At 36.9% G+C, this 14582-nt stretch carries 10 protein-coding genes and 1 pseudogene; 1 reads left to right on the top strand and 10 read right to left on the bottom strand.

Annotated elements, in window-relative coordinates:
- Nucleotides 1-186 precede the first annotated feature (186 nt).
- From AC0ONG_RS28670 to iolG, 8 genes are all read right to left on the bottom strand, one after another.
- Nucleotides 187-1071 (bottom strand): Rpn family recombination-promoting nuclease/putative transposase, encoded by an 885-nt coding sequence (locus AC0ONG_RS28670; RefSeq protein ID WP_474205115.1) that lies wholly within the window; start codon nt 1069-1071, stop codon nt 187-189.
- A gap of 181 nt (nt 1072-1252) precedes the next feature.
- Complete coding sequence (locus AC0ONG_RS28665; RefSeq protein WP_474205113.1) at nt 1253-2044, bottom strand: 5-deoxy-glucuronate isomerase; 792 nt, start codon at nt 2042-2044, stop codon at nt 1253-1255.
- 104 nt (nt 2045-2148) lie between these two features.
- Nucleotides 2149-2994, bottom strand: coding sequence for a class II fructose-bisphosphate aldolase (locus tag AC0ONG_RS28660; protein ID WP_150190504.1), 846 nt, complete (start codon nt 2992-2994; stop codon nt 2149-2151).
- 126 nt (nt 2995-3120) lie between these two features.
- Nucleotides 3121-4017 (bottom strand): myo-inosose-2 dehydratase, encoded by an 897-nt coding sequence (gene iolE, locus AC0ONG_RS28655; protein WP_474205111.1) that lies wholly within the window; start codon nt 4015-4017, stop codon nt 3121-3123.
- Between the two features lie 122 nt (nt 4018-4139).
- The gene (gene iolD / locus AC0ONG_RS28650) at nt 4140-6074 is read right to left on the bottom strand and encodes a 3D-(3,5/4)-trihydroxycyclohexane-1,2-dione acylhydrolase (decyclizing) (RefSeq protein WP_474205109.1); all 1935 of its coding nucleotides are present in this window, start codon (nt 6072-6074) and stop codon (nt 4140-4142) included.
- 154 nt (nt 6075-6228) lie between these two features.
- Nucleotides 6229-7692 (bottom strand): CoA-acylating methylmalonate-semialdehyde dehydrogenase, encoded by a 1464-nt coding sequence (locus AC0ONG_RS28645; RefSeq protein ID WP_474205107.1) that lies wholly within the window; start codon nt 7690-7692, stop codon nt 6229-6231.
- A gap of 77 nt (nt 7693-7769) precedes the next feature.
- On the bottom strand, nt 7770-8768 hold the full coding sequence (iolC, locus tag AC0ONG_RS28640; protein ID WP_427340080.1) for a 5-dehydro-2-deoxygluconokinase: 999 nt from the start codon (nt 8766-8768) through the stop codon (nt 7770-7772).
- Nucleotides 8769-8868: 100 nt separating this feature from the next.
- Complete coding sequence (gene iolG, locus AC0ONG_RS28635) at nt 8869-9894, bottom strand: inositol 2-dehydrogenase (protein WP_474205105.1); 1026 nt, start codon at nt 9892-9894, stop codon at nt 8869-8871.
- Between the two features lie 494 nt (nt 9895-10388).
- On the opposite strand from iolG, the gene AC0ONG_RS28630 reads away from it, so the two are divergent.
- Nucleotides 10389-11669 (top strand): MFS transporter, encoded by a 1281-nt coding sequence (locus tag AC0ONG_RS28630; protein WP_144514368.1) that lies wholly within the window; start codon nt 10389-10391, stop codon nt 11667-11669.
- An 88-nt stretch (nt 11670-11757) separates the two neighbouring features.
- Here AC0ONG_RS28630 and AC0ONG_RS28625 read toward each other — a convergent pair whose 3' ends face one another.
- Both AC0ONG_RS28625 and tnpB read right to left on the bottom strand, forming a co-directional pair.
- Nucleotides 11758-12759, bottom strand: a complete 1002-nt coding sequence (locus AC0ONG_RS28625) for a LacI family DNA-binding transcriptional regulator (protein ID WP_088610094.1) — start codon at nt 12757-12759, stop codon at nt 11758-11760.
- A 678-nt stretch (nt 12760-13437) separates the two neighbouring features.
- Nucleotides 13438-14559, bottom strand: a pseudogene (tnpB, locus tag AC0ONG_RS28620) (IS200/IS605 family element RNA-guided endonuclease TnpB).
- Between the last annotated feature and the right edge of the window lie 23 nt (nt 14560-14582).

Raw genomic sequence — 14582 nt, 5'->3', positions numbered from 1 at the left:
CTTTATTACAAAGTTAAAATATTTTTAAATCGTAAAAAAGAAATTGACTTTGTAACAAAAGAATAATTTCCTTAAATGATATAAAAAAGCACTGCTGAAATCTTCAGCAATGCTTTCCCATTAAACGTGCTATGATAATAAAAGTCTATTTTTTTCTGCTCATGAGTTCTGTATACTCATATATATTTATTTTAGCTTTAAGATACGTTCTATTTCTTCCACACTCAACTTACTTGCTTTTGCAATAGTTTCAAGTGGTACACCAATTTCATGCATTCCTCGAATCATCTGCATCTTACCTTGCTCAATGCCTTTTTCCATGCCCTCTTGTTCTGCATGAGCTAACTTAGCTTGTTCATCTAGAAGTAATTTCTCTCGAGCTTCATATGCTGTTCGGAAAGAAGAATCATGGCTCATATTTTCCCATTTATTTATTGCCTTTTGTAAAATTGGATCTTGATTCATCGCAATCTCCTCCAATGTTTGAGTTAAATGTTCATCTTCATGTGCTGGTAATAATAACATCCAACGAACAAATGTATTTTCCCATGGGTTTACTTTTTCTTCACGCCATTGTTTTACTAATTTCGGTATCTCTACAAAATGGATTTCAATGTCGTCACTTAAGAGTTGCTGTAATTTTGTATTCCATAATTGTCCGATGGTATGAAATTCATCATCCTGAGAAAATAAAATAAAGTCTAGTAAGTTAATGGTAATTGTTTTCCGAAGTGAACGATATGGCATTCCTTCTTGTATTTGGGAAGTATAAAGTTTACTCCAGTAATATAAGGAGCGCTTCACCATATCATGTGTATTTCGAAGCTGGATTTCGATATTTACTTGCGCCCCATTATCCAGTGTTGCTAATAGGTCTAAAATCGATAACTTATCATCTTCATAAGATTTATGGAGATGTGGATCATCTAATTGTAGCGAAGTAATAGGTGCATCTAAAGATTCTTCTAAAATTGCATTTAGGAAACCCGTTAAAATTTCCTCATTTCCTTTTGTTCCAAATAGCTGTTTAAAAGCAAAATCAATGCGTAAATTTACTAATTTAGTGGACATGGATTTCCTCTCCCTGTCTATATCATCTCTTATTACTATTGTACATAAAAAAAGGTAGAACATGCAAACAGGCTCTTACGTTACCTCACATAAGAGCCTGCCTACATTTACAAAAAATTAGTGGTTCTTAGCAAAAACAATTGCAAGTAACATCGTTTTTGCCCAGAACCTTTATTTTCATTTATTCTTTTTCCGGCCAAATTTTCGCATTTGGTTCTAATAACCACTTATGTTCTTCCTCCATGATACGATCATCCCATGGGTTATTCTCAAGGTGTCGAATCATCCAGCAAAAATACATTGCATATCCAGGCGCCGTTGCTTGTGGATGGTCTAACCCACCAGGAATTGTAATAAAGCTATTATGTACAACGCGATAAGCATCCTCACCAACCATTGCACATCCAAATCCCTGGGGTTTGTTAAAGCGATAATAATATACCTCTGGCTGATCATGGTGGTGTGGTGGATAACTGGACCATCGCCCTGGATAAGAAATAACCTCTCCTACTACCATATTAGAATACGCTGCATTGTTATAGTCAAAAATTGTACGAATAACACGCTGCGCTGTTCCCTCCCATACTCCTTCTCCAGCTACAACACTTTGACACTCATTTGGAGTATACAACTTGGACGCAAATTCTTGATCATTATCTGTTTTTTGAACAAGCACTTCACTATCTGAAAGAGCAGTAATTGTAACCTTCACATTTTTAGCCACATGTAAGCACCAAGGGTTTTCTTCAAATACAGATTGTCTTTGAAGAACTTGTTCCATCCCTTCCCATTCTAAACGTATTGCCCCTTCTAGTAAAAGAACTGCCGTTTCATTCTTATTATCAAATAGCAACTCTTCTTTTCCATTAGACATCTTATATATGCCTATATCCATTAACATATCACTGCATTGACCGTTCATTTCTGTTAATACATTATAGCCTTCATTTAATTCACCTAATTTTCCTAACATGATGTTCTCCCCCTTTTTTTAATGGCTACTTTATTATTCTCTACCTTTGTCAGCTAACTAAATTATGAGTTCCTTCTATTATTTAATGAAGAAAGCTTTTCTGGTTATGCTTTGTTTTCACTTCCGAATATGAGCATATGATTTTTAACGTTTTCGTATACGGCCTCAATTACATCTTGATGATACGTAAAGTAATCTGAATAAGGAGTATTTAGGGCAGCAGTGTTAACCGCAGCAATTACATTCTGAAACGTCGCTGTTGCTACATTAATTTTTCGAACACCATGTTGAATACATTGCTTGAAATCCTCTGGACTAATGCCAGAGCCACCATGTAAAACGAGTGGGATATGAACTACCTCATTAATTTCCTGCAAGCGGTCTAATCGTAAAGCAGGATCTCCATTGTACATACCATGCGCATTTCCAATTGCAACAGCTAATGCATCTACGTCCGTTTCTTCTGCAAATCGTTTTGCTTCTGTAGTGCTTGTCAGCAACATTTCAATATCTTCTGACCCGTCCTCACTACCACCTACTCTGCCAATCTCAGCTTCTACTGTCGCTCCATACTGTTTCGCAAGCGCTACAATTTCTTTTGTCCTTTGGATATTCTCCTCTAATGGGAAGTGAGAGCCATCAAACATAACCGAACTAAAACCAATTTCTAACGTCTCTTTAATTGTTTTAAATGTTATACCGTGATCAAAGTGAACTGCTACTGGGACAGTCGCTTTTTTCGCCGCAGCTACCATCAAAGGACCAATCAGATGAATCGGCGAATGATTCAAACGAACTTCCGCAATTTGTAGAATAAGCGGTGAACTTAACTCTTCTGCTGCTTTGATAGCTCCCATTACCATTTCCATATTAGCAACACTGAAAGCTCCGACCCCATAATTCTCTTGATTTGCCTTAATTAAAATATCCTTCATTTGCACTAATGGCATTACACATTCACCTGTTTCAATATTATTTATAAATAGAAAACAAACGTCTCGTCTTTTTACTCCATTTGTAAGAGGACATGTCGATTGCCGAATCATTAACTTAGATATAGTCTCAAAATGCTGAAACTAAAGACCTGCTTTTTCTTGTATAAATTTTCGGGCTTTTAATGCGTATTCAAAAGGATTCGCTAAAGCTGGGTCTTGCTCTGCTTCTACCACAAACCACCCTTTATAATCAGAGTTTGCAAGAATAGTAAACACTTCATCAAATACAATTACGCCATCCCCGGGAACTGTAAATGCACCATTCTTCACTGCCTGTAAGAAGCTTAATTCGTTTTCCTTTACAGCATCTACTACTTCCTTACGAATATCTTTTAAATGTACATGTTTAATACGAGGTAAATATTTTTTCAGAATATAAAGCGGCTCTTCTCCTGAAAAAACAAGATGACCTGTATCAAAAAGCAGAGATACCAGATTTGGATCCGTTATATCCATTAACTTTTCAATTTCCGCCGTTGTTTGAACACCCGTGCCCATATGATGATGGTATACAATATGTAGACCCTTTTCCTGAGCTAATTTACCGAGGTGATGTAACCCATCTACAAGCTTATCCCACTCTTCGTCTGTAAAAACGGGCTTATTTTGAAATAACGGTACGTCGATTAAACCTTGAATACTATGCCCTTGCTCTGAAACAACGATGACCTTTGCACCCATGTCATGCAAAAAATCCCTATGCTTAATAAATTCTTGTACCGTCTCTTCAAGCGGCTTCGTTGTCAAGAATGTACTAAACCATGCACTAGCAATCTCCAAGTTTCGTAATTCCAAAGATTTTTTTAATACAACAGTATTTCTCGGATATTTATTCCCCACTTCACTTCCATTAAATCCAGCTAGTGCCATCTCACTAATACATTGTTCAAATGTATTTTCTGCCCCTAGCTCCGGCATATCATCATTTGTCCAAGCAATTGGTGCAATTCCAAGCTTAATTGTATGTTCTTTGAACATCCCCTTGTCTCTCCTCTTTACAAAATGTGATAGAATTTCGCCAAATTCTCTTAACTGGTCATTAAATAGAGAGCTTTCTAATCAATATGCATGTAGATAAAAAGTTCTCTTTGTGTCTCAATCTAATAAGACCTTGCCTGTTGCAAGTTACTTACTTTACCCTCGTACGCAGCTTGTACACTTTGACTTTTAGATACTTCTGCAACACCCACATGCCACCATGACTCGTATCCATTTGTCATTGTTTTTGGTAATACTTTAATATCAAGTAATGTAGAAACTGTTTGTTTTTTCGCATCTATAAGCGCTTCTTGTAATTGTTCTAGTGATGTAACATGATATGTTTTCACACCATACCCAGCTGCGCTAGCTGCAAAATCAATTTTCATAATTGTCCCGTCTAATTTACGAGTTTCCTGGTTTCGGTAGCGAAACTCTGTTCCAAAGCTCCCCATGCCATTGCCCATTTGTAAGTTATTAATGCAACCAAATCCGGAGTTATCAAACAATAAGACGTTAATTTTTTTGTTTTCTTGAAGACTTGTGACAAGCTCAGAATGAAGCATCTGGTAACTACCATCCCCTACCATTGCATATACTTCCTTCGATGCTTCAGCTATCTTTGCACCTAGTGCGCCCGCAACCTCATAGCCCATGCAAGAGTATCCATACTCCATGTGATATGTATTTGGTTTTCTTGATGCCCACATTCTTTGTAAATCACCTGGAAGACTTCCTGCCGCTCCAACGATAATTGCATCTTCATCAAGTAATGTATTGATTTGTCCAATGACTGCAGTCTGTGTTAATTGTGTACCAAGTGCGTCTACATACTCATTTAAATTTTCATCGAAATGGCCTTCGACTTCTGGTGTAAAATCTTGACCTGTAAAGCGAATATTATGTAGACGTGATAATTCTGTTTCCCAAGCATCTTTTGCATCAGCAATTTCTACTGTATAACTAGATTGATAATCAATTTCTTGCAGTTCATCTATTAGAGCAAGAAGTGCTTCTTTCGCGTCCGCTATAACCTTTAATGCATCCAGCTTATTCGCATGGAATTCTGAAATGTTGATGTTTAAAAACTCAACTTCTTCATTTTGAAATAATTGTTTCGATGCCGTTGTAAAATCAGTAAATCTCGTCCCGATGCCAATAACAAGATCCGCTTCCTTTGCAATTGTATTAGCTGCTACATTTCCCGTTACCCCAATGCCGCCTAGATTATATCGATGACTACTTTCAATCGCACTTTTTCCAGCTTGTGTTTCTCCAAATGGAATGTGGAATGTTTCAGCAAACTGTTTTAACTCTTCTGCCGCTTCTGCGTATCTTACACCACCACCGCAAATCATAACTGGCTTTTTCTTTCTCTTAATCATTTCCACTGCATCCGCTAGGCTGGCTTTTGTAGGTAGACGGCGTTCAATACGGTGAACACGCTTTTGGAAGAAGTAACTTGGAAAATCCCATGCTTCTCCTTGGACATCTTGTGGTAAACAAATTGTTACAGCTCCTGTATCTGCCGGATTCTTTAAAACACGCATCGCTTGAATCATAGCGGTCATCAATTGTTCAGGACGATTTATCCGGTCCCAGTACTTACTTACTGCACGAAAAGCATCATTTGTAGAAATAGATAAGTCATGTGTTTGTTCAATTTGTTGAAGAACAGGATCAGGTTGTCTCGTTGCAAATACATCTCCTGGAAGTAATAAAACGGGAATATTATTTGCAGAAGCTGTTGCTGCAGAGGTAATCATATTTGCTGATCCAGGACCAACTGAAGAAGTACATGCCATAATTTGTTTTCTATGTTTTTGTTTTGCAAAAGCCATCGCAGCATTTGCCATTCCTTGTTCATTTCTCCCTTGATATACCTCTAATTCCCCTGCGTCTTCTTCTAAAGCTTGACCTAGGCCTACTACATTTCCATGACCAAAAATCGTAAAGATTCCCTTAATAAACTTTTGTTGCGTTCCATCAAACTCTACGTATTGCTGATTCAAAAATTTCACCAATGCTTGCGCCGTCGTCATTCTAACAGTTTGCATGTGATTTGCTCCTTTCTATCTCTAACAGTCATTCTGTATATGAAAAAGGAGTATTAGGAATTTGATAGACTCCTAATACTTCCTTCTTATGTTTTACCACTTGCGTTACTTTCGCTTACAAACAACTAGAAAGAGTCTACCTCTCTCTTAATGATTACTTTTCCCAACGAGATGTAAGCATTTTCTTTCTTGTATAAAACTCAACGCCGTCAGTACCATTCGCATGAAGATCACCATAGAAAGAGTCTTTCCAGCCAGAGAACGGGAAGAATGCCATTGGCGCCGGAACCCCAACATTCACACCTAACATACCTGATTCAATTGTTTCACGGAATTGACGTACACTTGCCCCACTATCTGTATAAATGCAAGCTCCATTTGCAAAACGAGACTCATTGGCAATTTCAATCGCTTCATCCAATGATTTCACACGAACAATAGATAAAACAGGAGCAAAAATCTCATCTTGCCAGATTTTCATTTCTTTTGTAACATGGTCAAAAATTGTTGGCCCAACGAAGTAACCAGCTCCTTTTACAGCTGTATCTTCGCGTCCATCACGAACTAATGTAGCGCCCTGTTCTACACCTGAATCGATGTAACCAATTGTGCGCTCTTTATGATTTTCACGAATAACTGGCCCTAAAAATACATCTTCATCAAGTCCATTGCCGATTACAATTTTATTTACTTCTTCTACTAGTCTTCCAACTAATTGATCTGCAATATCTTCTTCTACTGTTACTACAGAAGCAGCCATACAACGCTCACCAGCTGAACCAAATGCAGCACTAATAATTTGCTTTGTTGCTAGTTCAAGATTTGCATCATTTAATACAATGGAATGGTTTTTCGCACCTGCTAATGCTTGCACGCGTTTTAAGTTTTCTGTTCCTTTTTTATATACATATTCTGCGACAGGCTGAGAACCTACAAATGAAATTGCCTTCACTAATTTATGTTCCAGAAGACCGTTTACTACATCGTGAGCGCCATTTACGATATTTAATACACCTTTTGGTAAGCCCGCTTCTTCAGCTAATACTGCTAATCTTGCTGCTAGAAGTGGTGTACGCTCTGAAGATTTTAATACAAATGTATTGCCACAAGCAATCGCAAGTGGGAACATCCAGCATGGAACCATCATTGGGAAGTTAAAAGGTGTAATGCCACCTATAACACCAATTGGATAACGATACATACCAGACTCAATACCTGTTGCAATATCCGGTAGCTGTTTTCCCATCATTAATGTCGGAGCACCCGCTGCAAACTCCACACACTCAATACCACGAAGAACTTCACCGTAAGCCTCGTTATAGCTTTTTCCGTTTTCAATCGTAATAAGTTTCGCTAACTCTTCCCAATTATCTACTAGTAATTGTTGATATTTAAATAGAATACGAGCGCGCTTTGGTACTGCAGTTTTAGACCAAGATTTGAAAGCTTCATTTGCTGCTAATACAGCTTGTTCAACATCTACTTTTGTTGAAAGTGGTACTTGAGCGATTACTTCTCCTGTTGCAGGATTATATACAGCTTCCATCTTAGTTGAAATAGATTCTACCCATTCGCCGCCAATGTAGTTTTTTACAATTTGTGCTGTTTGTACTGTCATATTCATTCTCTCCCTTTTATGTAATGTAGAAGCGTATATAAGATACGCCCTTTCTTAATTAATGGTTTATGATGTTTCTATACAATTTCCTCAGCCGTTTCCATGAATGCGGAAATCTCCGCCCTTGTTGGCATTGCATCAGAACAGCTATGTTTCGAAATAACAATTGAAGCAGAAGCGCCACCTAATCGCATCGCTTGAGGAATCTCAAGCCCTTGCATTAGGCCATAAATAAACGCAGAAGCATACGAGTCGCCAGCGCCAAACGTCTTTAACACCTTTGTTTTAAAGATACCGCCGCGGTGAGATTGACCGTCTCTCGTATAAGCGATTGAACCATCCCCGCCGTGCTTAATTACGACGATTTTGGCATGATGAGAAAACCATCTTTCAGCCGTAACTTGGTCATTAGATTGTTCGTAGTTTAATAGTTTTTCCATCATATCGAATTCTTCACGCGTTCCAATAATGACATCAGATTTTTCAGCCGCTAGGTTGTAATACACAGCCGTTTCAGCTTCTGACTGCCATGTATAAGCGCGGTAATCCACATCAAAAAATACAACTACATCATACTTACGCGCATATTCTAATGCTAAAAATACCGCCTCGCGAGAAGGGCTTTTCGCTAAAGCTGTTCCTGAAATTAAGAGTGCTTTTGATTGTTTAATATAGGCCTCAGATATCTCTGTTGGATCAAGGTTTAAATCTGCGACATTGTCGCGGTACATTAAAATACTGCAATCCTCAGGGCTTTTAATTTCTGTAAATGCTAGACCTGTCACTGCACCTGTACGGTCGATACATATCTGATTTGTATTAATCTTATTGTCCTGTAGATACCCTGTAATAAAGCGGCCCATTTGATCGTCGGACACTTTACCGATAAATCCTGTCTGTAAGCCAAGACGTGCCGCACCAATCGCAATATTTGCAGGAGATCCTCCCACATATTTAGTAAACGTTCTTGTTTCTTCCATAGGACGTTGTGTTTCATTGGCATTTAAATCTACGCATAAACGTCCAACTGCAATTAGGTCTAATGGACAATCTTCTTTAAAAATAAGTGGATTCATTATTACTACCTCCCATGCTTTATGAATGAATGATAAGGTTCATATTTTTTAAACCTACTATTCATTACTCTTTATATATACCTAGAAGTAAGCGCTCTCTTTATTGATTTAATGCAGGCTGTTTATATTCAATTTGTACAGGTTTTCCTGTTAATAAGGATTCCTTCGCAGCCTTCGCAATTCGCTCTGCTTGTAATCCATCATTACCACTGCAAATAACAGCTTGTCCTTCTATAATTGACTTTGTAAATTGTGTTACTTCCTCAATGTAAGCCTGCGTGTAACGCTCTAAGAAGAAATAAAGCGGCTTATCTTTTACAACACCTTCTGTTTTTGACACTTGAACTGTAGTCGGGCAGCAATTATCCGCAGCAACCGCGCCTTTTTCACCAAACACTTCCACACGCTGGTCATATCCATAAACAGCTTGGCGGCTATTATCAATTACCCCTAAAGCTCCATTCGCAAATTTTAATGTGACAATTGCTGTATCAACATCATTCACTTCCTGAATGGATGGATCAATTAATGTTGTTCCATATGCAAATACTTCAACGACTTCACTATTCATCACATAACGAGCCATATCAAAATCGTGAATCATCATATCCATAAACAATCCGCCTGAAGAACGAACATATTCTATACTTGGCGGTTGTGGATCGCGTGACGTAATTTTTAAAATATGCGGCTGCCCCACTTCGCCTTGTTGAATAAGATCATATACTTTCCTGAAGTTAGGATCAAAACGACGATTAAAACCTACTTGAAGAGATACTCCCTGTTCTTTTACCACTTCTAATGCTTCTAATGTTTCTTCTACCGAAAAACTAACAGGCTTTTCGCAGAAGATATGTTTTTTCGCAAGAGCCGCTTCTTTAATAATTTGCGCATGTGTATTTGTTGGTGAACAAATAAAGACAGCATCAATTTCTGGATCTGCTAATAAATCCTGATAGTTTGTAGTCAGAGTGGAAATCCCTTTATCCTGAGCCCACTTTTCTAGATGACTAATTACTACATCTGAAACCGCTTTAATTTTTACTTGTGGCATAAGCTGCAAATTATCAACATGTAGTTTCCCAATTCGTCCAGCACCAATAATCCCAATTTTTAAAACGTTCATATGATTTCTCCCTCTATATTAAAATTTAAGAAACAAAATGAAGGTCTATAGGGTTTAGCGTATCAAATTAGTTAAGCGCTTTCCCTATTTTTCTTCATTATACACACTTGATTCTAAATTGAAAACATTTTTATTTTTTTGAATGCTCCTCTTTTCATCCGAATTTTACATTCCCTCAATAAACGTATTACATAAAAATAAAAAATAATAATTAGAAATAAATCATCAAAAAAGCTACAAATATAATCTTTTAAAATACTGATATAACAAAGATAACGAAGCCTTTTATATAGTAACCCTCCATCTATAAGGTATTTCTTTCTTTTCATACTCACTATTATTTTATTGTCCAATAAGTAAATAGAATGACTCTATAAAAGAAAGTTGTAAATTGTCAAAAAATTCAATTGACGACCTCATAATGTAAGCGTATACTTTTTTTATTAAAAAGAATTAAGCGCTTAACCAAAAAATAACTTATCGGTGGTGGGAGAATGAACGCTATTAGTTCAAACAAAACATTTATGGACAAGATTGGGATCCCTTCTAATTTAACTTGGGGATACATAGGGATTATCGTTTTTATGATTGGGGACGGGTTAGAACAGGGATGGTTATCCCCTTATCTCGTTGAAAAAGGACTAACGCTAGAACACGCTGCTTTCCTGTTTACTATTTACGGAATTACTGTATCTGCTTCTTCTTGGTTTTCTGGGGTATTTGTACAAATGTGGGGACCAAGAAAAGTCATGACATTTGGTTTAGTATCATTCATTTTAGGCTCAATCGGGTTCATAGGTATAGGAATTCAACATATGAATTATCCCGTAATATTAATTTGCTATGCCCTACGAGGGTTTGGTTATCCCTTATTTGCTTATTCTTTCCTAGTTTGGGTATCTTACAGTACGCCTCAACAAATGCTTTCAAGAGCTGTTGGCTGGTTCTGGTTCGTATTCCAGCTAGGGCTTAGTGTTATTGGAGCCTTTTATTCTAGCTATATGGTTCCGAAAATCGGAGAAATCGCTACTTTATGGAGCGCTTTAATTTTTGTTGTCGTAGGGGGATTATTCTCAATCGTTGTAAATAAAGACAAATTTAAAGCACAAACCGTAAGCGCTAACAAATCTAGTGAATTACTAAAAGGCATTACTATCGCATTTGAAAATCCTAAAGTTGGTATAGGCGGTATTGTAAAAATTATAAACTCGGCCGCTCAGTTTGGATTTGTTGTTTTCTTACCTACCTATATGATGAAATATAATTTTACGATGACAGAATGGCTTCAAATTTGGGGTACTCTATTCTTTGTAAATATGGTGTTTAATATTATTTTTGGTATTGTTGGAGACAAGTTTGGTTGGGTAAATACGATTAAATGGTTCGGAGGAGTCGGTTGCGGAATTGTAACTCTTGCACTCTATTATGTACCACAAATGGTAGGACATAATTATTGGGCAATATTATTTGTTGCTTGTTGCTATGGAGCAACACTTGCCGGCTATGTACCTCTTACCGCATTAGTCCCATCTTTATCTCCTGAAAATAAAGGAGCTGCAATGTCTGTCTTAAATTTAGGTTCAGGATTATCAGCATTTGTTGGACCATTAGTAGTAACTGCCTTCATCGGTCCTTTAGGTGTTGGCGGCGTGATGTGGATCTTTGCTGGTTTGTATTTCTTTGGTGCATTTTTAACTCATTTCCTTACTATTCCAAAGGAGAATGAGATGAAGCAGGATTTAAATACGAAAAGCGGTGAGCAATTCTCAGTATAAATCCTAAATATAAAAGAAGGTCATCCTAACTATACTTAGTTACGATGACCTTCTTTTGTTACATTCAAATAGGCTTATAAAAACTCTATCATGTAATATCCTTTACTGAGGATCGCTCTACTAACTGAGGAATAATTGTAATTTTTTGCTTAGCATGCTCCTTCATTTCCATCGTTTTTAGCAGTTGTTCAAATGTACAGGCTGCCATTTGTTTAATTGGCTGTTCAATTGTTGTTAACCCCGGATCTGCAATCTCAGCATAGATTGTATTATCAAATCCGATAATTGATAAATCTTCCGGAATTGAAAGCCCTTGTTTTCTTGCTTCATTCATAAGGCATATAGCAATTAAATCTGTACAAGCAAAAACCGCTGTAGGCCTGTTAGGCAAATGAAGTAATTCCTTACTTGCACGTTTACTATCTTCCACTGTCGAATAGCAGCTAATGATAGCCTCATCATCTAACGAAATCCCCGAATCCGTAAGAGCTTGTTTGAAACCATTCAATCTCCCTAAGCTACTTTTTCTATCCTTCTCCATCATAATTGTTAAAGATGAATGGCCTTTCTGCGTTAGATAACTTCCAGCTAGATAGCCTCCCCTCATATCATCAGTTGTCACAACATGAGTCGTGATGGAAGGATGATCTACAGTGAATAATACAAGTGGCAAATCTCGATTCACAATTTTTTTAACAAGTTTATAATCATTTAGCTCCGTCGCAATAATAATGCCATCTACTTGCTTTTTAAATAATAAATCAATGTATTCATGCTCACGTTTTGTTTGATGGTCTGTACTACATAAAATGAGTGTATACCCTGATTCTCGTGCACTATTTTCAAAAGCTCTTGCTACTTCTGCAAAAAATGGGTTTGAGATATCTGGGACAAGTACCCCAATTGTATATGTTTTTTTACCAGTTAACGCTGCTGCTACACTACTAGGCTGGTAATCTAATTCATCCATTACCTGATTTACTTTGTTTATTGTTTTTTCACTAATACGACCAGTTTGATTAATTACCTTGGATACAGTTGCTATTGATACACCTGCTTTTTCCGCAACATCATAAATTGTTGGTTTCACTTTGATTGTCCCTTCTTAATCATCTTTTTCTATATTTTATCATAAATATATTTTGCTTCTTGGTACACAAATGGAATTCTTTTAAAATTTGTAAGTATTTCTATCTTATAGCATAACGCTTCATACTTACGAGCTAATCAACCTTGATAAAGCACCGGTAGAAAAGTATTTGACTAATTTGATTATTAGACATTTAATATCCACATGCAAGACACTACAATATTACTCATAAAATTATGTAATACAATTGACTACATCTTAAGTCGCTAAAAAGAATTATCTCCTTTATTTTTTATCGTCACCCTTCCATAGTACCTCCATATGTTGTATAGAGATATCTCCTTCTACATTTCATTGATGCCTCTTTCAAGTCCTAATACACACCTTAAAAAGAGCACTTTTAAAAAGTGCTCTTTTTACTTTGCATGTCACTCATCCTACAATGAAGTAAGATCTTAACTTATGAATAATTTATTGAACCCCTGCTAATAATATAAATAAATTGGTAATAGCCAATCTGTATCCATAATGAATCTCTAATTTTCTTGAATTCTCCCTGAGGCAAGGCGGCTATTTTTTATAGCTGCCTTTCTTGCATGAATTTTGAACTACCCCCACTTTCACTTTGTTTAGAAGTGAGGGATTCCTAAGTAAAGAGTTATACCGAACTCTAATTGATTAGGCTAACCCCGCAGTCCTTGCGGTTAGAAGCCTTATCGCTTCATTCTTTATATTGATACTTGCGTTAATATCCCTATCATGGTGTATACGACAAGAAGGACAGTCCCATTCACGTAGGTTTAAATTTTTAACGTCTTTATTTTGATATCCACAACAAGAACATAATTGACTGGAAGCAAATGTTTTCGATACGACGATGACTTGTTTGCCATACCATTTTGCTTTATATTCCAACATAGTTCGAAATTGTGACCATGATACCTCACTAATTGCTTTTGCTAACTTATGATTCTTTAACATATTCGATACTTGCAAATCCTCTATACCGATAACATCGTGGTTTTTGATGATTTCGGTTGAGATTTTGTCCAAGTAATCTTTTCTAGCATTTGATATGTATTCATGAATTCTAGCTACCTTGACTCGTTGTTTATTCCACCAAGAAGATCCTTTCATTCTTCTAGAAAGAACACGCTGTGCTTTCGCCAACTTATCTTCTAATGATCGGAAAAACTTCGGATTTTTATAGGGTGTTCCATCTGACAAAATAGCGAAATCTTTTAGTCCTACATCTATTCCAATGTAAGAATGTGTTTTCGGAAGTTCTTGTACTTCTGTTTCAACTAATAGTGACACAAAATATCTGCCAGAAGGGTTTCGTCTAACAGTGGCACTTACAATACGTCCCTCTACTTCACGAATTTTGGCACATCGAACAAGGCCTAGTTTCGGCAACTTTATTTTGTTCCCTACAACGGCAATATTTTCATTTGTTTGTTTTGTGGTATAAGATTGTACGTTGTTCTTCTTAGATTTAAAGCGCGGGGCGCTGTTTTGTTTTTTGAAAAAGCGCGTATAAGCATCCGCAAGGTTGCGAACAGACGACTGAATCGCAATACTATCCACTTCTTTGAGTCAAACAAAATCTTTCTTCATGGCAGGGAGTTTGGCAGAGCATGTACCATAGGTCAAGCCTTGTCCTGTCTCTTTGTATGCGTGATCCCATAAGGATAGGAAATGATTGAATACAAAGCGGGGACAACCAATCGTTTTGTTGATTAGAATTGCTTGTGCTTGATTTGGATAGATACGAAACTTATAGGCTTTATTAATCATCATTTCATTCACCTCCATTTCGGTAT

The sequence above is a fragment of the Bacillus sp. TCT6 genome (assembly GCF_056033845.1).
This window is presented reverse-complemented; position numbering and strand designations above follow the sequence as displayed.

Coding starts and splice junctions, on each gene's coding strand:
- iolE (WP_474205111.1), bottom strand. CDS start 4,017: ATGTTCAAAGAACATACAATTAAGCTTGGAATTGCACCAATTGCTTGG.
- AC0ONG_RS28670 (WP_474205115.1), bottom strand. CDS start 1,071: ATGTCCACTAAATTAGTAAATTTACGCATTGATTTTGCTTTTAAACAG.
- AC0ONG_RS28645 (WP_474205107.1), bottom strand. CDS start 7,692: ATGACAGTACAAACAGCACAAATTGTAAAAAACTACATTGGCGGCGAA.
- AC0ONG_RS28630 (WP_144514368.1), top strand. CDS start 10,389: ATGAACGCTATTAGTTCAAACAAAACATTTATGGACAAGATTGGGATC.
- AC0ONG_RS28660 (WP_150190504.1), bottom strand. CDS start 2,994: ATGCCATTAGTGCAAATGAAGGATATTTTAATTAAGGCAAATCAAGAG.
- iolG (WP_474205105.1), bottom strand. CDS start 9,894: ATGAACGTTTTAAAAATTGGGATTATTGGTGCTGGACGAATTGGGAAA.
- iolD (WP_474205109.1), bottom strand. CDS start 6,074: ATGCAAACTGTTAGAATGACGACGGCGCAAGCATTGGTGAAATTTTTG.
- AC0ONG_RS28665 (WP_474205113.1), bottom strand. CDS start 2,044: ATGTTAGGAAAATTAGGTGAATTAAATGAAGGCTATAATGTATTAACA.
- iolC (WP_427340080.1), bottom strand. CDS start 8,768: ATGAATCCACTTATTTTTAAAGAAGATTGTCCATTAGACCTAATTGCA.